The sequence below is a fragment of the Lysinibacillus sp. BNK-21 genome, assembly GCF_048684915.1.
In the GTDB taxonomy this organism is placed as follows: domain Bacteria; phylum Bacillota; class Bacilli; order Bacillales_A; family Planococcaceae; genus Lysinibacillus; species Lysinibacillus capsici.
In genome coordinates this window covers 2374834-2393772 of sequence record NZ_JBLQTS010000001.1, presented here as the reverse complement: position 1 = coordinate 2393772, position 18939 = coordinate 2374834, and the positions used below count along the sequence as shown (strand labels likewise).

Here is an 18939-nt window from a genome sequence, read left to right as displayed (position 1 = left end):
TGTAAATGCATCCTTTTTTGGTATTTATTATTATTGTACTATTTTTTTAAAACATTAAAAGATATAAATATGAGTATTCGCCCAAAATGTTCGTCCTTTTGTTGTGAGCATATTTATTTTAGATTGTTTCTATAAGTTCTTAGATTTGTTGTAATTAGCAACAAATTGGGTTATACTAATACTATCAAATGAAGTATATACAAAGGGGTGTAAAACGATGGAGAAATCTTTAAATTACGAACAAACTTTCAAAATCGAAGTATTAAACGAATTTTCTAATGGTGTCTATGCACGATTACTAAATTTTATCTTGAAAAATGGTGTTGATAAAAACGATAGTAATAACTTTTATGTTAGTCTGTTACAACAGTTCTCAGAAATGCTTAATGTAGACTTATTTAAAATGTCAAATGTTGAATTAGATAATGTTAAGTCTTATTGGGAGAATATGAACGATTACATTAAAGGAATCACAAAGGAAAAATCAGCATGAATAAGTTTGATCTCGCTTATTTTTCAGAAGATGAGTTCCAGGAGCGTTTGCAATTTACCATAGATAGATTAAGTAAAAAAAAGAAGCCTTTTCAAAAGCCAGTTGCTTATCTTTTAGGGGGACAAGCAGGTGCAGGGAAAACTACATTACATGCTATTATAAAGGATAAATTGAACAACGATGTTATAACCATCGATAATGATACATTTAAACAAATGCATCCTAATTTTGATTTACTGGTTGAAAAATACGGTAAAGATTATGTGGCACATGTTACGCCCTTTTCTAACAAAATGACTGAAGCCTTGATTGAACATTTTAGTAGCCAGGGTTTCAATTTAACTATTGAAGGCACTTTACGAACAATTGAAACGCCTATGCAGACTGCTACATCTTTAAAAGAAAAAGGCTATGAAGTCAACCTTTATGCAATGGCAGTATCAAAAGATTTGTCTTATCTAGGTACAATAGAGAGATATGAATCAATGTATTTAATCGATCCACAAACAGCAAGATCAACTGATAAGGTTATCCATGACACAATAGTTTCAAATTTGCCTGATAACCTCGATATGCTTTTTAATAGTGGTTACTTCGCTGAAATTAGTCTTTTCACAAGAGAAGGAACAAAAGTATATTCTAGTGTTGATACGCCTTCTATTAGTCCAAAACAAATTATTTATGAAGCTTTAAATCAAGAAATACCCAAAGATGTATTGATTAATAAAATTGATCATATTATCCAATTGACTAAACACAACAATCATCAAGTGCCAGATCTGTTACATTGGCGGAAGGAACTGATACGACAACCTATTTCTCCTTTCCAAGACGATGAGAAGAAGCAAGACAAAGTATTTAATAAAGTAAATAAAAATAAGGTTTTTGAACGTTAAGGAAGAGATGTCATTGGAAAAAGTATATTTAAGCCAAACTGATATTGGAAAATTGACCGAAAAAGTAGGCTGGGGAGATCGTCGGAAAATTGCTGTTCTAATAGGCAGAAATCAATTTCCTCCACACGATGTACGAATAGGAAGTACGAAAGGTTGGAAAAAAGAAACGATTGACCAGTGGTTCGAAGACGTAGTGGAGAAAGATTTAAAGAAAAAGCCAAAAATACCTCTGAAGCCACAAGTCTAAGGTAGCCTAAAAAACTATGAGAAAAAAAACGCATGAAGAAAATATGGAAGAAGTAAAAGCTGTTTTAGCTTTCGAAGGCTTAGAATTATCACCAGAGTTTGAAGAATTAATTCTAATGGAGGCCAAAGGAGAAATTACAACTTCGCAGATGCATCAAAAGGCAATGGCAATTTTGGAGTTGGATAATGGAAATGTTCAATCAACAATTAAAATAAAAGCCAAATTAAAAAAACACAATCAAGAGTTTTAAATCAAGGATTCACCAAAAATGGTGAGTCTTTTTTCATGGAAATAAATTGATTATTTTAGCAGATATGGTATAATATAGTTATAGAAACTTCCTATTTAATAGTTATTGGTTTGAAATATAGATTGAGCAAAAAAATACCATTTGTTGAAGGAGGAAAATGAAATGAGAAACAAATTATTTATGGCGACATTAGCAGCTGCTATTGCTGTTCCAGTGATGGTGGCACCTATTCCGACTCATTATGCTGAGGCTGCAGGAACAAAAGGGACTGTAGTATTGGCCAATAATCCTTTCAAAGATGTAAAAGTAAATTCTCCATACTATAAAATTATTCATGAAATGCGAGATGCTGGGATCATTCAAGGCTATGAAGACGGCACTTTCCGTCCAGATACAACAATCAGCCGTCAACACGCTGCTGCATTAGTTAGCCGTGCGCTAAAAATCAATGATCTAACGCTGGAAAAGATAAATGAATTTAAACAACCAAAGGATTTACGTACAGACAGCCCTTATTACGAGGACATCAAGGGCTTAGTAGAAGCAGGGCTTTTAGAATTAGATAGCCAGGGCAATGTAAACCCGAACAAACCCTTGACACGTGGTGAAATGGCGAAGATTATTGCTGTGGCTTTCAATCTTGAAGTGAAGGCAGATTATGTGTTCGGGGATGTGAAAGGTTCAAAATATGAGGATTACGTGAAAGCATTGTATTCAAATGGCGTAACGACAGGTTATGAGGACTATACGTTTAAATTGAATGGTTCTTTAACGCGTGTTCACTATGTCCTTTTCATGCACCGTGCGATGAATATAGATGCTGATTTCGTAGCAGAGCCAATTCCAACACCAACACCGCAACCAACGCCAGAACCAAAACCTGATCCTAAACCAACAACTAAGAGTCCAGTTAAGTACAGCGATTGGAGTTATGAGGAAATTAAAACAAAAATTCCTCGTCCAGCTGGCTATGTAGCAGGTGAACATGAGAAGAAGAATGCTGAAATTTTAAAAGAATTAATTATAGAGAACGGACATAGAGGAAAAGGGGGCTTTACTATAGAAGCGAATTCCCCTTTCTGGAGTTCTTCTTTTACATTTGAAGACAGACTACGTTCAAGTGCTGAAAATGCTGGTGTAACTTATGAGGAATATGTCCAGATTATTAATCGTGTAATTGAAACAGGTGAAGTATATAATGGGGGAACATTCGCTATTTATTTTGATTACCAGAGTGGAGGAATACGCAACTCTAGTATTTAGGATGCCATTTAAGTTGAACTAGTACCTTAAAAGACCTTTTATATTGAAAGGTCTTTTTTGTATGGAGAAAATTGTACAAGATAAAGGTGGTTTGTTTATGAAATTTAAAAAATTTATTTCTAAGTTATGTTTAGGGTTTTTACTACTCACAATCTTTAACTTTAGTGGTAGTAATGTGCTTGAAGTAGCCAATGCTGCTACTGTTCCAATTAAAGATACCATTACTCTTACGGTGAAGTTTCCTGACACTGTTGGGGAAGGATTTGGTGTAGAACCTACTGATCCTGAAGAGATTCACATGATGATTAATACTGAAGGTCGAAGTCATCCCCACCGCACAGGATGGGGAGCCCTTCCATATGCGTGTGTACGAACAGATACACCTTATATAGCTGGTTATGACTATAATGGAAACCCTATTTGGGATGTTCATACAGTTTCAGGCTGGAGACAAGATTTTGGTTGGAGTACAGAAGATAGCCATGTTCCCCATCAACCTTCAGAAGTTAAAAAAGAGATCGTTGAAAAGTATGGGCAAGAGATGTACGAACTAGCAGAAGCTGCAGGCGCCGTATTCTATTATGACGACACAACACCTATTCCTGCTCGTTTCCTTACAGGTGACATTGGCGAATTTAACAAACGGGTGAATGGCACAACGGGACGCTATTCGATTTATTATAAAGATACAACGTATACGGATCGTCATTGTGAAAATGGGGAAAAAGCTTATTTTTATCGAAACAATGATTTCTTCGTCACAGCAACTTTTGATGTTGAATGGAAGGAGCCAGAAGATAAGCAAGGAACAGGTTTAGGGAGAGCATATTGGGAATTAGAAAGAACGGATAAAAATGACCTCAGTGAAGTAGCTGTCTATAGTAGCTTTAAGGGAGAATACGATAAACATGTTGCAGTTCGAAACATTAAACATACAGTAAATCTTGATACGAAACATGTTGAACAAGAAGGACCGATTGAATTTACGATAAACGCAAAACAAGTCCAAAATAAGGACATGCAGTATGGCTTTGAATATGAGTATACCAACAAAGAAATTGGTTGGGTTTGCACAGGGAAAGGCGAAGATCGAGAATGTCATTGGGATGATCGTCCCGATTGGCGAGCCGTTCAAAAATTTGAATTAGGAGGTTCTATTCCCGTTGATCATCAACAAAAGAAAGCTGAAAAATCGGATAAACTAGATAGCATTTTAGTAAAAAAATGGGTCGTTGGTAGAGAAGATAAGTATGGTCCATCGAAAGAATCAAAAGCTTATTATGAACAATATCATCGTGCTGAAGGGAATGAATGGCAGGATGAGATAAATTTAAAAACACAAACTACTTTGCCTATGACACCAGGAAAATTATTGTATAGCGTAGAGCTACCTTCAGGTAAACATAAAGACGGTGATTTTTATCCACTTATGAAAACACAAAGTTCGGGTACTTATAAAGCAGCTGAATTAGACGAAAGCCTACAAGCTGAGTTTGAGGATGGCGTACAGCTTCAACAAAAAGTAATGAAAGATATGGGGATGAAAGGTGATCAACGGGAGTTCGAAGGAGAATTTGTTTCTGATTTGTTTTTCACGGCCTCTGGAACAGGCTTTATGTCGGGCTATAACTATGCGGAAAAGGTGAAGCAAGCGATTAATAATGATCAAGCACTACCGAGTTTCGCGCAAGTAGTACAAGAGGGTGCAGCTAAAGGGGAAGCAGACTTTGTTCAATACACAAACGTGCCATTTGAGGATGAATGGGTCTTTACAAGTTCAGAAGAGGATCTTCCTCACTTACAACGTTATTCTTTACCAATTACACCGTATTCTCAATTAATGCCGAATGAAACGTACAAAAATCAATTAGAGTTAGTGGATATGGGATTAAGCGATCTGAGCTTTACATTTGATCAATCTTTTAGCTTTGAACATTTTTTATTTGGTTCGGGGTATGATGATGCCTGGATTATTGAGCAGCCAGAATCAAGAGTGCCTGTGACTGAATTTGAGACAGTGGAGTTAACGCATGAACAAGTGAAAAAACTTGCTAAAGCTGAAAGACAACACTCTAATAACAAAATTCATAACTTCCGATTTGTGGATCGGACTTTCCCTGATAAAGTAAGAGAAATCCGAGGCGCGCGATAAAATGACTATGATTTATCTGATAATCACTCCTATCCTAGTCTTTGTTATTTCATATTTTTGTGCAAGATATGTCGTATGGCCAATTTTTAAGATAATTAGTCAAATAGATAAGGATTCACCAAAAATGGTGAGTCCTTTTTCTATTAAAAAGTTTGAATGTAGAAAATAAGAAGGGAGGATTCATTCATGGAAGATAATGAAATTATCGAGAAACATAAGATACTGGAATCCATTTTGCATGTGAGTGATGGCTTTCTTTGGCAAGATGTGTTTAGGGCGCTTGGAAGTGGCATTATCTACACATTAAGCTGGTTGAATCAATTATTAGAAGACATAGTGACCAAAATTATTACACTCAATGATTTTTATGCTACGGGCGCAATGGGAGAGTTTATGGATAAAGCAAGACCATTAATATGGATAGTATTCTTTATAGCTCTTGTGGTCCTGGGCTTTCAATTTATGTTAAATAAAGTGGAAAAACGTAAAGAAATTCTCTTAAATATTGTGATGGCCGTATGTTTTATCGTCATCATTCCAGATTTAATGTCTAATATGCAGAAGATTATTGGTGTCGGAATTGAACAAATGAATCCTGAAAATGAGACGCTTGCTAGTAATATGATCAAAAGTAATGTGGCTGACGTTTTGTATTATGCCGAACATGATTTTCAATTTGCTAGTAGTACACGTGGGGATGAAAGTTCACCTCCACGACCAGCGAGCAAAGAAAATAGTTCAGTAGGAACTACAGATTATACTTATGCAAATCGTTTTTCTGATTCATCAGCCTTGCACATCCCCTTTTTACAAAAGCTTGATTTGCATGAAGATGATGGCTGGCTTTTTAAAGAAGATTGGGTAAAGCAATTAAGTGATGAGTCAAAAGAGGTTTTAAAAACGAAATCAGTTCCGACAGGTGTTGGCGACAGTTATCAAGTCGAAGAATTACAAGATAATGCGGTCCCTATGACGAAAATAGGTCGAGAAACTTATTATCGTTATCATGTCAATTGGCTGTCTTTAATTGTGTCCTTACTGGTAACGTCTATTGCGTTAGGTATCACAGTTCTAAAAATTGGCCGTGCTATTTTTGATCTAGCGTTCCATCAAATTTTTGGTATGTTCATTGCAGCGAGTGACCTTACAGGTGGACAACGGACAAAAAAAGTATTGGTGGAAATGGTCAATACTTTTGTCGTGATCTTTATAATGACGGGTCTCCTCCAACTATTCGTTTTGTTTGTGAATTGGGCAAACGGATTAAAGACGGATATTGGGATGTTCGGTGTCGTCATACTCATGATTGCTGGGGCTTGGGCATTGATTGATGCTCCTGATATTGTTCAACGTATGCTTGGTATTGATGCAGGTTTACGAAATGGATGGCAAGCGATGATGGGAGCTTATGCAGGAGGTAAAGCATTGACAGCTGGCGCACAGGCGCTTAAAAACGTAGCTCAAAAAGGTGCTGCTACTGTAGCAGGTGGCGCAAATATGGCGAAGAGAACTGTCGAAGGAATGCGTACAGAAACACCGTCAGAGGTAGGAAAACGTACTTCTGTGCCAGCGATACCTGGTAGTGGCGATGTAAAAACCATGCCAAAATCAGATGAACAGCATTCAAATTCTACTATGGGGGGTACTTCAGATTCTATCCCGTCATCGGTTGAAAGTGATGGATTGAATGCACATGATCAGATAGCTGCAACTTCACAAGATTATGAGCCAATTCCATCTAGTGATAACAGTAACCAAGTGGGTATGCCAGGCAGTATGGGAAGTGTTCAACCTGGTCAAATACCAAGTCAAGGTGGAAAGGAAAAAGGAAGTCCACCAATCCAACCAAAGACAATAACAACACCAGCTAAACCACCAACAAATACAAGCACAAGTGATGTTTCACAACGGGGTGCTATGCAACGTCAAGAAAGTCAACCTATATCAGGAAGTCCTAGTGTTGATTCTTCAATACAAAGTGTAACTGGTCATGATGGCGACATGCACCAGGGACCAATTCAGCGACAAGAACATGAGCCAATTCCATCTAGTGAAACAATCCCGTCTGAAGGGATCTCAACACAGTCAAGTACACCAGGCGTGACAAGACAAGTAGATACAGCAGCAACTATTCCAACAGGAGGTCCAAACGTTCGTCAAACAAGTGAAGCAATCCCGTCTGAAGGGATCTCAACACAGCCAAGTACATCAGGCGTGACAAGACAAGTAGATACAGCAGCAACTATTCCAACAGGAGGTCCAAACGTTCGTCAAACAAGTGAAGCAATCCCGTCTGAAGGGATCTCAACACAGTCAAGTACACCAGGCATGACAAGTTCAGCAAATACAGGAAATGTTCCAATGAGGTCGAACGTCCGACAAGCAAGTGAAGTAATCCCACCTGGAAGGGTTACACAACAGGCAGGCACATCAGGAGTAATAACACCATCAAGTACAGGAAATGTATCGACAGGTTCAAACAAACGTCAAACAAATGAAACAATCCCATCTGTAGGAGTTGCACCACAACCAAATACACCAGGAGTGACAGCTCCAACGGTTATAGGAAATGGGCATCAAACTGTTACTAGTGGAGTAGTTCAACAAGGTGCTTCAGGAAATGTCCAACATGTTGCACCGCAAAATTCGACACAGGCACAAGTAGTTAGTCAACCAACAGGAGGATCAAACGTTGTACAGCAAGGACCAGTTGTTTCGACTGTAGGAGGACAAGGTGGTATTGTTCAGCCTAATCAAAAGTCAACTACCATTGATCCTAAAACATATGGACATAAACAGGTGGTGCATACAAATACCATTCTTGGTGGTAATCCATCTGTACAACAACTGAAAGAAAGCGTGACACGTGCTGGTAATAGTGGTTTTACACTTGGTCAAAATATTCGTCGTATGACCAATAATATAGGAAAAGGAAAAAGACAAGGGAGTGACCAAGAATAATGTATGACATTCCAAAAGAAATTAAGGCAAAGCCTAAAATTGTTGGTTTAGAAGTAAAGGAGTTAATCATTTTGTTGGTTAGCTTCTTTCTTTTTTTCACCGTATTAAAAGATTTAGTACATGGTATTTTGTTTATTCCTTATATATTGATGGCAAGTGGTACCTTGTTTTGGATGGTATTGCCTTCTAGGAATAACCCTCGACTCAAAAATTACATGTCATTGTATTTATATTTCAAGCGTAATAAATACACTTATCATGCATTAGATGTCAAAAAAATTATGAATGATTATTTATATGGAGAGGGGGAACATCGTGAATAAAGAGGAAATCAAGCCAATTATTGTCCCTTCTTATACCGAGGAAAAAGTGTCTAAAAAAAGCTTCCTTAAAAAGTATCCTTTTTTTCTAAAGAATAAAAAGGCAAAAAAGAAGGTTGAAAGAAAATCTCATGTTTTACGGAAGACGCCTATGATTATGCCATTTATCGATATAACTGACGAGTACATTGTGATGAAAAAAGGGTACTTTATGGACATCTTTCAAATTATGCCTAGTGATTTACACTCACTAACGGATAACGATATAACAGTAAAACTTTTAGAAAATGCACGCTTTTATCGTAGTTTTTCATCTCAGCACAAAGTTGTAGGGTTAAACTTTCCAGCCAATACAGAAAAGCAAAGGCTGTATTGGGAAAGAAAAAAAGAGAAAACGACAGATCCATTACGTTTACGTTTTATCAACAGAAAGTTATTTGAGTTAGAGTTTTTAGAACGCGAACGGACAAACCGTGAATTTTTCTTGTTTATCTATGCGAAGTCAACTCAGACTTTAGAGGATGAAAAAAAACAAGTAGTGCGAGGGATGCGACAATCATTCCCTTTGCAAGCTTTAACAAAAGAAAAGAAGCAAGACATTTTATTTATGATGTCTAATCAAAATTCTAAATTATAAGTAGAGGAGGGGATGTTTAACAATGAAGCTATTAGACTCTCTTATGAAGATGAAGCAGCCAGATAAAATGAAGCAAGAGGAGAAACAAGAGAAAGTGTATAATCCCACTTTTTTAGCTGCTATACAACCGCAAGGCGGTATTCAATTTAAAGATAAATACATTCAAAAAGGAGACGGTTATGAGGCCTGTATTCACATATGGGACTATCCAACGAATGTATCAAAACTATGGTTAGAAAAAATATTCTCCATGCGTGATGTCATTGTAACGATGGATAATGCCACAATGCCTAAAGATGAAACCGTTAGTGCGATTAATAAAAGTATGTTAGAGCAGACCGTACGTTATTCAAGTGGAAAACATCAATCTGAAAAAATGGATGCTCAAAATAGTTATCAAGAGTTAGAAAGGCTTTATCAGGAAATTTCACAAATGGGTGAGGTCGTAAAGCTTGTCGACATTCGTTTATTTGTACATGCAAAAACGATTCATGAGCTGGAACAAAAAGTACAAGCAGTTGAAACGGATTTAATTAGTTATGGATATAAGGGAACGATATTTCTTAATGAAAGTAGTTGGGAATGGCAGTCCCTTTTTGTTCCTTATCAAGAGCAACAAACCTTTCCAAATAAAAGAGAAAGTAAAGGCGTACCAGCGCTTTCATTAGCTGCAGGTTTGCCTTTTCATTTTTCAGAGCTTAACGATCCCACAGGCAGTTATTTAGGTACAACATTTAGTGGTGGTAATGTTATTTTTGATCTGTTTCATCGAGACAAACAGCGTACATTTTTTAATGCCGTTGTTGCTGGAACGATGGGAAAAGGAAAATCGACACTGTTGAAAAAGCTGACAACGGATAATGCTTGTCGTAGTAATGTGATACGGGGTTTTGATGTAACAGGCGAATTTGCCACGTTAGTAGAAGAATCTTTGAATGGCCAATTAATTAGTTTAGATGGCAGTCAAGGTATCATAAATCCTTTGCAAATTTATCGTATTTCAGATGGCACAGATCAAAAAAGTGAAGAACTTAGCTTTATGCAACACCTTTCAAAAGTTACAACCTTCTATCAATTTTTAACGAATAATCCTTCAACCGAAGACTTAGAAGAATTTAAAAAAGTATTACGTTTGTTTTATGTATCTTTAGGTTTCCAAGAACGGATTCAAAGTACGGGTGTAACTCAGTTAGCGAATGAAGAATATCCGACATTCAGTGAATTTTTACAGTATGTGCGGAATGAATTATATGAGGATTTACCACAACGTATTATTCGTAAAGAGTTGTCTATGACTAGAGCCAATCGTCTAGAAAAAATTGAATTAGTAATTGATAATTTAGTACACAGTTATGGTCATTTATTCGATGGACACACATCCATTCCAGCTTTTACAGATGAACAAGTGATTTTCTTTTCTGTCCGTAATTTAACAAGGTTAGAGAAAAATATATTTAATGCCCAAATGTATAGTGCATTAACGTTGATATGGGATAATCTTATTCAAATTGGTACACCTCAAATGCGAGCAATTTATGAAGATAGTAATTTCAATGAAGAGGATGTTATTCGGTTTTTCCTCGTTATTGATGAATCTCATCGCTTTATCAATGCTAATAATCTGTTAGCTGTGGACTATTTAATTGATTATGAACGAGAAGCCCGTAAGTATTTTGGTGGCATTGTATTAGCTAGTCAATCCATTCGAGATTATGTACCTGATCATGCAGATTCGGAAGTTGTGACAAAGATTCGTACATTATTTGAATTAACACAGTACAAATTTATCATGGGGCAAGACGCCAACACATTAGATGCTATGCGAACGATTTTTGAGGGTCAAATCAGCGAAAGTGAATTGGCGCAAATACCGCAGTTCCAACAAGGAGATTGTCTACTATCTATTAATGGAGTAGGGAATTTAATGTTCAGCGTAGAAGCATCAGAAGAAGAGTTGGCAATGTTTAGAGGGGGAATGTAACGTGGAACGTTCTACAATGTCAAAATTAATCTTGGTACTATTCATTGGTTTGGTCATGTTAGGGTTCATGATAAAAATGTTCTTCTATGATGGTAAAAATAAAGATGATACAGGTTTTGAGGGAGAAAATGAATACAGCTACACAGAACCAATAGAGGAAGAAAGAACAGACTCAGAGACGGAAACCGATAAAGATCAACAAGTACCTGTAGGGAATACGGAAATCGATTATGACGCTGAGTATGGGGCTAAATTCGGTGAAGATAAGGTACAGGCAGCAGAAAAATTAGCGGAAAAAGTTATGCAAGCTTGGCTAGAAAATAATACAGATATGGAGATGTGGAAGGAAATTTCTACAGCTCCTTTTTTAATTGTTGTACAAAATGAAGTAATGGCTCCGAAGGATCAACTAACAAGGAAAGTCCAGTCACTTGATGTTTCTCCTACAAAGGCTTCAGGAGATCAAGAAATACAATTCATGGTCTATGCCACATGGGATGTGCTTTCTGCAGGTAAAAAAGTTAGAGAACAATCCAACATGTATAAAATATCTTTGACACTTTCTGAGTCGGGAGAATGGTTTGTAAAAGAGTTGAGTCGTGTATGAAGCAACTCATTAATTTTATTGGACAGCAGATTGGTAAAAAGATTTTGGTATGGATTGCAGGGTCGTTAGGGTTTTCATTCTTTGCGATTGTAGCTGTCATTTTGTTGGCCATCATCATGATAATAGGTGCAGTAGGAGGCTCAACAAACAATCATTCTATTGGAGGAAATGGTTTATCAGCTTGTTCTGTGACAGGAGAAATCGATGAAGTAAGCTGGAATGCAGCCTTTTCAAATGCAGGGGCTTTCACTGGAAAAGGAGATTTATTTATAGAACTTGCAAGATTAAATGGTATTGATCCTGTATTGGCTACAGCAATTGCTTTTCACGAAACAGGTCGAGGTACATCCAATGCGGTTGTAAATAAAAACAATCCAGGAGGCATCATGGACCCAGCTACAGGTTGGTCTAAGTTGATGCATTTTTCCACATTAGAGGAAGGGTTGTCATACACAATGGCGAATTTAAAGCGTCGCATTATTGATGACGGACTCTCAACAATTGAGTCATTAGGGAGTGTTTATGCACCCATCGGGGCAGCAAATGATCCGAACGGATTAAATGCACATTGGGTACCAACGGTCACGAAATTTGCTAGTGAGTTGGGTGGATTAACGATGAATTGTTCGCCTATGGGTTCTCAAATTGTTGGAAATGAAGCTTTTAAAACGATTTTAAACGAGATGTTAAAGTACGAAGGATGGTCCTATGTTTGGGGTGGTTACAATCCAAATATGGGCTTTGATTGTTCAGGATTAATGCAATGGTCTTACGCAAAAGCAGGCATCCAACTTCCACGTACAGCCTATACACAATACAAATTTGCTCAACCAATAACACGGGATCAATTGCAACCAGGCGACTTAATTTTCTTTAAAAGTGCTAATTACGCACCAGTTACACATGTCGGTATGTATGTAGGAAACGGAAAAATGTTTAACTCGCAAAACGATGGTGTGCGTTATGATGACGCGTTAACAGGTTATTGGGGATCTGTCATTGTGGGTTATGGAAGAGTGGCCAATTTCTCTGAATAAAGGAGGGCGTTAAATTGTGAAATTAAAAATAAATAAAGGCTTAGAAAATAAATTTTATGTAAGTCTGATGTCGTTTCTCATCATTAGTTTTTTGATTATCTTCACATCCAAGTTGTGGATGTATGATGATAATCCAATTAAACAAACACCTTTTAACAAAGACATAGTTGGTTTAGAACAAACGACATTAATCTTAAAAAAATGGCACTATAATCCCGAAAAAGGGTTCATGGAAGTATTGCTGGAAACACGACACACAGGTTCAGATAACGTAAAACCTACATTTGCATTTGCGGCCAAAGCGTCCAAATCATTGGAGTCTTACCCTGTGAAAATTATCTATCAAAAAGATAATCAGTACGTTCTTCATATTTCAAAAGTGCCTGAAGAGTATTCTGTTATTGGTTTATTTGTTAAGGAAATTCGTGATCAAAAAATACTTGAAAGTGAGGCAAGGGACAAACTGTTGGCTGAAAAAGGCGCTGTCGATCCATCAGCTGTTTTAGATTTACCACAGCCGAAAGAAAAGATTATTGTTGGCGATTATCGAAAAATAAGTGAGGATAAAACCTTGAAAGAAAAGACACAGTTCGCCTATCAAGAAGAATTTATTGCGCTTGAAATTGACCAAATTGATAAGAAGATTCGTACATTGGAAGGAGAACAGATTCCCTTACAAGATGACATTATTGCTTCAATACAAAACGAAATGAAGCATCTAGAAAGTGAGCTTGCCTATAAGACGGAAGACGAAAAACAAGAAGTACGTCTACAACTTGTAAAGAAAAAAACAGCGATTGAAAACGTCAATGAGAAGAAAAAAGACTATCAAAATCGACTAATAGAATTACAAAATAAGCGAAAGAAGTTGCAAGAAAAAATTGAAATGATTGGCTCAGATGAAAAGAAAAAAGATGTCACTAATGACAGGTCAGTATAGTTGATTAAGATAAAATTTATCTGTAAGAGTGGGAAAAATAGCTTGAATTTTTATTCAAAAACTATATAGAAAATATATAGAAGGGAATATATGTTTGTATAGAAAACATGTAGAAAAGCGCATTTTTATGGGGACACCGAAATACTAGGCTCTGCCTAGTCTATCACCCCAGGTGATAGCAGATTTCCCTTATGCTCTTTCACTCAATAGCCTGCGTTCGCAGGCTATTTTCAGTTTCGCCTCTTTTAGAGACGAAACGCTCAACGCCCTAGCGACTTTGAAGTAAAGGAGAGATTGTACAATGGCTGAAATAAAGGCAAGGGTTGATCCAGCATTAAAGAAAAAAATAACAAGCATGGCCAAAAAAAAGAAGATGACACAAAATGATTTTATTAATCTTCACTTGAAACGAATAACGACTCCAAATTTATTTCAAGAAGAAAAAAATCGCTTCGAAGAAATGCTGGGGATGCATATAGAAGTGTTTGCGACTTTTGCAAAATCGAATGAAGAGTTGCTGAAAAAACTGATTTCAATTGAGGGCATTTTAAACCAAGAAGTGCAAAAAGTTTTTGGGCAAGAGGTGAACGAATAATGGGTGCTATATTAATTCGAGATGTCGATGAATTAGCAATAGATAAAATTGATAAAGCTGCTAAAAAAGCAAAAGTGTCACGCCAGGTTTATTTAAAATCTTTGCTTGAACGGATAGCTTATTTTGATGTGTTCATTGAGGAACGAGATCGCTTTGAAAAAGTTGTAACAGCTTCTCAAACACAGATGGAGCAATATTTATTACAACAAAGTGAGCTATATAAACATGTATTGCAAATTGAATCGATGTTGTACCTACTATTTGACAGCGATGAGGAAGAAATTCAACAACAATTATTGGAAGTTGGCGGAAGGGAGTTGAAACAAAATGAGTAATGAAAATAAGAAGCAACAAAAAAATCTCTTCTTAACTGAGTCCACTATTAAAAAAATTGAACAGTTAAAGAAGGATAGAAAATTATCTTCACATGGGGCTGTTATTGAGTATCTAGTTGATTCATATTTTGCTAATGAATCTTCTCAAAATCAAACGTTACTAACTGAAATAGATGCAATAATGTTACAACACCTGCAACGTTTATTGGAGCCACTAACAGAGGATTTAAAGCGAGTACGTGTAACAAGTAATGTTATTGATCGTAATACTCAAATGATGCTTGAATTTTGGAATCACTATTTCATTATGACAGAGGCAAAACAGTTAGGTTCTACTGATCGATTAAAAACAGTGCCTTTTAATCAAGCTGAGGAATTAATAAAAAATCGTATTGCACATAATCGTCAAAAGAAAATCGATCAGGAAACCAAAAGAGCGTTGCCAGATAATCAAAGTTCTTAATGGATAGAGGGAGATAAATATGAATAATTCTCCTGGCGTTGTTTTAAAAAGTAGATTTGTTATGCCATCAAGCGATGAATATCAGGATTTTATTAATTATATTGATCGTGATGCTGCGAAAGTGAACGAGAAAATTATTACTGATGAAAATGATTCCTTTTCTGTTTTTTATCAGTATATGGACTATATGGGAGATGAAAACAAGCAAGGTGCATTGTTTTCATCTACTGAAGATATTATCAATATGGATCAAAAAAATTCATTAAAAGATTTGTTCAAGCAGGCTCAAGAAAATGGTTCTCCACTTTGGCAAGATGTGATTAGTTTCGATAACACTTGGCTACAAAAGTATGGATTAATGGATGAAGGTGGACAGGTCAATGAAGTGAAAATGAAAAATATTGTGCGCGCTGCAGTAAACGAAATGTTAAAAGCAGAGAATATGATCGATAGTGCGGTATGGTCTGCAGCTATTCACTACAACACAGACAACCTTCATGTTCATATAGCGACAGTTGAGCCGATACCTACACGGGTTAAAAAGTGGACAAAGAATTTTGAAACAGGTAAATGGGAAGAACAACTACGTGCCAAACGAAAACAAGGTTCCCTTGATAAAATGAAGTCGAAAGTGGCCAACCTTATTATGGATCGCACAAAAGAACGTAATCTTATTACCGATTTGATACGAGGTAGTGTGAATTTAAAAAAGGAAAAGGGGGTCGATTTATCTACACACCGTCAAACGAAAAGGCTTTTTCGAGAGGCACTTCAACGATTACCGCAAGATCGTTCTCAATGGAGGTATGGTTATCAGTCAATTGATGGGGCAAGGCCGTATATTGATCAGATCGTTGATATATATTTAAAACGTTACTATAAAAATGAAATGAAAGATCTTCATCGGCTACTGGATGAAGAAGTTGAAGTCATGAAAGAAAAGTACGGAGAAGGTAGCAAGTATCAAAACTATAAACAAACAAAATTAGAGGATTTAAAAAAACGTATGGGTAATGCGGTTTTAACTGAAATGCGTGCCTATCAAAAGGAAGCTGATCATCGTTTGTTTGAACTATCTAAATCCCAAAGGAAGTATCAAGCTCCTATGTATCGTCAAAATTTACATGTTTCTAAAGGGTTAAACCAGGCACTAAATAATTTGAATTATCGGTTACGAAAAACGTATCACGACTTTAAAAAAGAACGAAACATGGAAGAATTTGACCGCATGTTAGATGGATATGAGCGTTAGAGGAGGTTATTAAATGTCCTATCAAGTCAGATGTGAATCATGCAATAAAGTACTTGATGTAATAAAAGAACCATATCAAGGAGTAATGTGTATGTCGTGTATTGATAATAATCTAGATATTGTTGTGATGTCTGCTCCAAAAGAAATTGGTTTCTTTGACGAAAATAGTAGATGGATTTCCCCCATGAGCTATTTAATTCAGAACCTTGATGGAAAAAATTATCTTATACATCGAGAGCTGGCTTTGGATGAACTATGTGAGTACGATGATGACCAAACTTTTTATTATCGATCACAAAAATATCTAAAAGAACTTACAAACATGCCCTCGAAAGAGGCTGCAGAAGAAATCATTAAAAGCTGGTGGAATGCATTTAATGAATTAAAAAATTTTGAAAATAAGAGGGATGGCAAAAATGAACAACATTCAATATGCGTTTATTAAAGAGTTAGAAGAACAGCATGTTACGCTTCGAGTAAATAGTGTAGACCTAAAAGTAGAGCTAACAGAGGATAATCGACAGTTTATCTTTGGGGCAATTCAACAAGGTACATTTATTGTGCCATTCAATCAAGAAAGCCATGAAATAATTATGGATACCTCATTACTTGAATATTTTCCTGAAACAGAACGTCATGAATTAGCAGATGCCCATTTGGTACCTGAAGAACTTTAAAGGAGTAGAGATTATGGTGATGACACGTAAAAAATATACAGCAAAAACAGCAGAGGAAAAGCAAAAAGAGATCGAAGAATTATCAGAGAAAATGACCAATCAACTAAGCTCCTATTTTATAACTGAGGATGCTTTAAAAGAGCATTTAGCTTTTATGTCAATATTTTATAACTATTCCTTGCGTAACATGGCTTTGATTCAAAATCAGTTCATGGGTGCAAAAGCAGTAGGTTCATTTAAGTTTTGGCAGGACAAGGGTGTATCTGTTAAAAAAGGTGAGAAGGGGATTCAAATATTTGTCCCTACACCTGTCACATATTTTAAACGTGATGATGAATGGATACAGATGCAATTCGCTAATTCAAGAGAGAAAGCACAAATTAAAAATGGCGTGCTAGAAACTGAAAAAAAGTTGTTTTTTAAAATTGGCCATGTATTTGAATATACCCAAACAGATGCAAGAGAGAAAGGGATGCCTGTCTCTGAAATCTTTGGCCAGTATCACCAGGATGGAGTGATAGAAAATGAAGGTGAAATGTTAGCAGCCTTGCATAAAGTATCTAAAAATATTGGGTTTGAAATATTACCAGTACCTCCACGTGAATTAGGAGTAGCGAAAGGTGTTGCTTATCCATATGAAAAAATAATTGCCTTAAACCCACGAAATACAGCTTACGAAAATGTTACTACGTTACTTCATGAGTTAGCACATGCTAGGCTGCACACTCCTGATGTTCGAGATAGCTTTACTACAGCAGAACGTGAATTTCAAGCAGAAATGGTGTCCTATGTCGTGGCCAGTCGATATGGGATTGATACTGAAAATTTTAGTCTTTCTTATTTGGCCAGCTGGACACAACAAGGTAAAGAATTAAAAGATAAAGAAATGTTACTAAATGGTGTGAGAACAGCAGCGAGTGAATTTATAGAAACCATCGATAATCATTTTTTAGAAATTCAACGTGCAAAAGAGAACGAATTAATGAAGCCTGTGCAGCTGCTATTAATCGAGTACGGGGCTTTATCGAATGCCAGCTTGCGTGCAATTGAAGCTGAGGACTTAAAAGAAATTATTCATGACATAATCACTAATAAGGTTGAGCAATTACAACATCCAGCATTTAAACAGGAATTGGATCAACTTAGGAGTGTCAGTGATGATTTACTTACCTTTGAGCAAGTAAATGCAGATTTTATCCAGGTGTTTAATAATACGTTTAAAGATAATTTTGCCCTCATTAATCAGCAAGAAGTGACTAATCCGAAGATCCTAATCCAATGGTCTGAAAGTGAACTAATGTCTAATGAATTAATGGGGTTTGCTGAAGGAAATGAACGCATGGCGCTGCTTGAAAAGGAAGTGTTTTCTGATAAAGAAAAAGCATATAGTTATCTCAAAACTCGATACCATGTATTAATTCCAAACGGAGATACAGTCGATCTAGTTAATCCAGATCGATTGGATATTGGTGATGGAGAGTACAAGAGTCCATATGATCAACTCATTGCAGAAAATAAGCTAACTGATCCGCAACATCAGGAAATTTTAAAGGAACTCGCTTTGTATGCTGATGAAAAGCAGCGTGGTGGCCAATTAACTGAGTCAGTCCAGGTAGAGAAAGAGTTGCAACAAAAAATACCTGGTGCTCATGATGAAGTATTGAAAAATGAAGTGGGTACCAAACACAAGCGAAGATGTATTGCATATGAACGTTAAGGAAGCGCAGTCAATTTGACTAGCGTTATTTTTATTGAAAAATTAAAGAGGCTTGTCCCTTCAAGCCTCTTAAAAAGTATGTAAAAGAACGCTTGTTCTCCTGATTTAATTATAAT

20 protein-coding genes are annotated in these 18939 nt (G+C 36.4%); all 20 read left to right on the top strand.

Annotated features, from left to right (window positions below; genetic code table 11):
• Positions 1 to 217: 217 nt before the first annotated feature.
• Entirely contained in the window at positions 218 to 493 is a 276-nt protein-coding gene (locus ACMGGO_RS12165; RefSeq protein ID WP_004230939.1) for a hypothetical protein, read from the top strand.
• Complete coding sequence (locus tag ACMGGO_RS12160; RefSeq protein WP_004230941.1) at positions 490 to 1389, top strand: zeta toxin family protein; 900 nt, start codon at positions 490 to 492, stop codon at positions 1387 to 1389. Before ACMGGO_RS12165 ends, ACMGGO_RS12160 begins: the two co-directional genes overlap by 4 nt.
• Positions 1390 to 1402: 13 nt before the next feature.
• On the top strand, positions 1403 to 1636 hold the full coding sequence (locus ACMGGO_RS12155) for a hypothetical protein (protein ID WP_004230943.1): 234 nt from the start codon (positions 1403 to 1405) through the stop codon (positions 1634 to 1636).
• Positions 1637 to 1652: 16 nt separating this feature from the next.
• Positions 1653 to 1886 carry an antitoxin VbhA family protein gene (locus ACMGGO_RS12150; protein ID WP_315063176.1) on the top strand — a complete coding sequence of 78 codons (234 nt, stop codon included), beginning with the start codon at positions 1653 to 1655 and terminating at the stop codon, positions 1884 to 1886.
• A gap of 162 nt (positions 1887 to 2048) precedes the next feature.
• Complete coding sequence (locus tag ACMGGO_RS12145) at positions 2049 to 3149, top strand: S-layer homology domain-containing protein (RefSeq protein ID WP_315063178.1); 1101 nt, start codon at positions 2049 to 2051, stop codon at positions 3147 to 3149.
• A gap of 97 nt (positions 3150 to 3246) precedes the next feature.
• The gene (locus ACMGGO_RS12140; protein WP_420281928.1) at positions 3247 to 5301 is read left to right on the top strand and encodes a hypothetical protein; all 2055 of its coding nucleotides are present in this window, start codon (positions 3247 to 3249) and stop codon (positions 5299 to 5301) included.
• Between the two features lie 186 nt (positions 5302 to 5487).
• Complete coding sequence (locus tag ACMGGO_RS12135; protein WP_420281927.1) at positions 5488 to 8262, top strand: pLS20_p028 family conjugation system transmembrane protein; 2775 nt, start codon at positions 5488 to 5490, stop codon at positions 8260 to 8262.
• The gene (locus ACMGGO_RS12130; protein ID WP_374805357.1) at positions 8262 to 8585 is read left to right on the top strand and encodes a DUF5592 family protein; all 324 of its coding nucleotides are present in this window, start codon (positions 8262 to 8264) and stop codon (positions 8583 to 8585) included. Before ACMGGO_RS12135 ends, ACMGGO_RS12130 begins: the two co-directional genes overlap by 1 nt.
• Positions 8578 to 9219, top strand: coding sequence for a hypothetical protein (locus tag ACMGGO_RS12125; protein ID WP_216486337.1), 642 nt, complete (start codon positions 8578 to 8580; stop codon positions 9217 to 9219). Before ACMGGO_RS12130 ends, ACMGGO_RS12125 begins: the two co-directional genes overlap by 8 nt.
• A gap of 22 nt (positions 9220 to 9241) precedes the next feature.
• The gene (locus tag ACMGGO_RS12120; protein WP_374805359.1) at positions 9242 to 11200 is read left to right on the top strand and encodes a VirB4 family type IV secretion system protein; all 1959 of its coding nucleotides are present in this window, start codon (positions 9242 to 9244) and stop codon (positions 11198 to 11200) included.
• Position 11201: 1 nt separating this feature from the next.
• Complete coding sequence (locus ACMGGO_RS12115) at positions 11202 to 11807, top strand: hypothetical protein (protein WP_328004019.1); 606 nt, start codon at positions 11202 to 11204, stop codon at positions 11805 to 11807.
• On the top strand, positions 11804 to 12844 hold the full coding sequence (locus ACMGGO_RS12110; RefSeq protein ID WP_374805363.1) for an NlpC/P60 family protein: 1041 nt from the start codon (positions 11804 to 11806) through the stop codon (positions 12842 to 12844). The genes ACMGGO_RS12115 and ACMGGO_RS12110 overlap by 4 nt, the downstream gene beginning before the upstream one ends.
• Positions 12845 to 12860: 16 nt before the next feature.
• On the top strand, positions 12861 to 13784 hold the full coding sequence (locus tag ACMGGO_RS12105; protein WP_420281926.1) for a hypothetical protein: 924 nt from the start codon (positions 12861 to 12863) through the stop codon (positions 13782 to 13784).
• A 301-nt stretch (positions 13785 to 14085) separates the two neighbouring features.
• On the top strand, positions 14086 to 14379 hold the full coding sequence (locus ACMGGO_RS12100) for a hypothetical protein (RefSeq protein ID WP_004233224.1): 294 nt from the start codon (positions 14086 to 14088) through the stop codon (positions 14377 to 14379).
• A complete protein-coding gene (locus ACMGGO_RS12095) occupies positions 14379 to 14714 on the top strand; it encodes a hypothetical protein (protein WP_004233226.1) in 336 nt (111 codons plus the stop codon). Before ACMGGO_RS12100 ends, ACMGGO_RS12095 begins: the two co-directional genes overlap by 1 nt.
• Positions 14707 to 15177 carry a hypothetical protein gene (locus tag ACMGGO_RS12090; protein ID WP_420281925.1) on the top strand — a complete coding sequence of 157 codons (471 nt, stop codon included), beginning with the start codon at positions 14707 to 14709 and terminating at the stop codon, positions 15175 to 15177. Before ACMGGO_RS12095 ends, ACMGGO_RS12090 begins: the two co-directional genes overlap by 8 nt.
• A 19-nt stretch (positions 15178 to 15196) precedes the next feature.
• Positions 15197 to 16429: a MobP2 family relaxase gene (mobP2, locus tag ACMGGO_RS12085; RefSeq protein ID WP_340815464.1), complete on the top strand. Its 1233-nt coding sequence runs from the start codon at positions 15197 to 15199 to the stop codon at positions 16427 to 16429.
• A 13-nt stretch (positions 16430 to 16442) separates the two neighbouring features.
• Positions 16443 to 16874, top strand: a complete 432-nt coding sequence (locus tag ACMGGO_RS12080) for a hypothetical protein (RefSeq protein WP_004233234.1) — start codon at positions 16443 to 16445, stop codon at positions 16872 to 16874.
• Positions 16846 to 17106: a hypothetical protein gene (locus ACMGGO_RS12075; RefSeq protein ID WP_004233235.1), complete on the top strand. Its 261-nt coding sequence runs from the start codon at positions 16846 to 16848 to the stop codon at positions 17104 to 17106. Before ACMGGO_RS12080 ends, ACMGGO_RS12075 begins: the two co-directional genes overlap by 29 nt.
• Before the next feature lie 13 nt (positions 17107 to 17119).
• Positions 17120 to 18823: an LPD25 domain-containing protein gene (locus ACMGGO_RS12070; protein WP_420281924.1), complete on the top strand. Its 1704-nt coding sequence runs from the start codon at positions 17120 to 17122 to the stop codon at positions 18821 to 18823.
• Positions 18824 to 18939: the final 116 nt, after the last annotated feature.

What these genes read in the sequence shown, in the direction of transcription:
- ACMGGO_RS12165 (WP_004230939.1), top strand. Translation starts at nt 218, where the DNA reads ATGGAGAAATCTTTAAATTACGAACAAACTTTCAAAATCGAAGTATTA.
- ACMGGO_RS12160 (WP_004230941.1), top strand. Translation starts at nt 490, where the DNA reads ATGAATAAGTTTGATCTCGCTTATTTTTCAGAAGATGAGTTCCAGGAG.
- ACMGGO_RS12150 (WP_315063176.1), top strand. Translation starts at nt 1,653, where the DNA reads ATGAGAAAAAAAACGCATGAAGAAAATATGGAAGAAGTAAAAGCTGTT.
- ACMGGO_RS12145 (WP_315063178.1), top strand. Translation starts at nt 2,049, where the DNA reads ATGAGAAACAAATTATTTATGGCGACATTAGCAGCTGCTATTGCTGTT.
- ACMGGO_RS12140 (WP_420281928.1), top strand. Translation starts at nt 3,247, where the DNA reads ATGAAATTTAAAAAATTTATTTCTAAGTTATGTTTAGGGTTTTTACTA.
- ACMGGO_RS12135 (WP_420281927.1), top strand. Translation starts at nt 5,488, where the DNA reads ATGGAAGATAATGAAATTATCGAGAAACATAAGATACTGGAATCCATT.
- ACMGGO_RS12130 (WP_374805357.1), top strand. Translation starts at nt 8,262, where the DNA reads ATGTATGACATTCCAAAAGAAATTAAGGCAAAGCCTAAAATTGTTGGT.
- ACMGGO_RS12120 (WP_374805359.1), top strand. Translation starts at nt 9,242, where the DNA reads ATGAAGCTATTAGACTCTCTTATGAAGATGAAGCAGCCAGATAAAATG.
- ACMGGO_RS12110 (WP_374805363.1), top strand. Translation starts at nt 11,804, where the DNA reads ATGAAGCAACTCATTAATTTTATTGGACAGCAGATTGGTAAAAAGATT.
- ACMGGO_RS12100 (WP_004233224.1), top strand. Translation starts at nt 14,086, where the DNA reads ATGGCTGAAATAAAGGCAAGGGTTGATCCAGCATTAAAGAAAAAAATA.
- ACMGGO_RS12095 (WP_004233226.1), top strand. Translation starts at nt 14,379, where the DNA reads ATGGGTGCTATATTAATTCGAGATGTCGATGAATTAGCAATAGATAAA.
- ACMGGO_RS12090 (WP_420281925.1), top strand. Translation starts at nt 14,707, where the DNA reads ATGAGTAATGAAAATAAGAAGCAACAAAAAAATCTCTTCTTAACTGAG.
- mobP2 (WP_340815464.1), top strand. Translation starts at nt 15,197, where the DNA reads ATGAATAATTCTCCTGGCGTTGTTTTAAAAAGTAGATTTGTTATGCCA.
- ACMGGO_RS12080 (WP_004233234.1), top strand. Translation starts at nt 16,443, where the DNA reads ATGTCCTATCAAGTCAGATGTGAATCATGCAATAAAGTACTTGATGTA.
- ACMGGO_RS12075 (WP_004233235.1), top strand. Translation starts at nt 16,846, where the DNA reads ATGAACAACATTCAATATGCGTTTATTAAAGAGTTAGAAGAACAGCAT.
- ACMGGO_RS12070 (WP_420281924.1), top strand. Translation starts at nt 17,120, where the DNA reads ATGGTGATGACACGTAAAAAATATACAGCAAAAACAGCAGAGGAAAAG.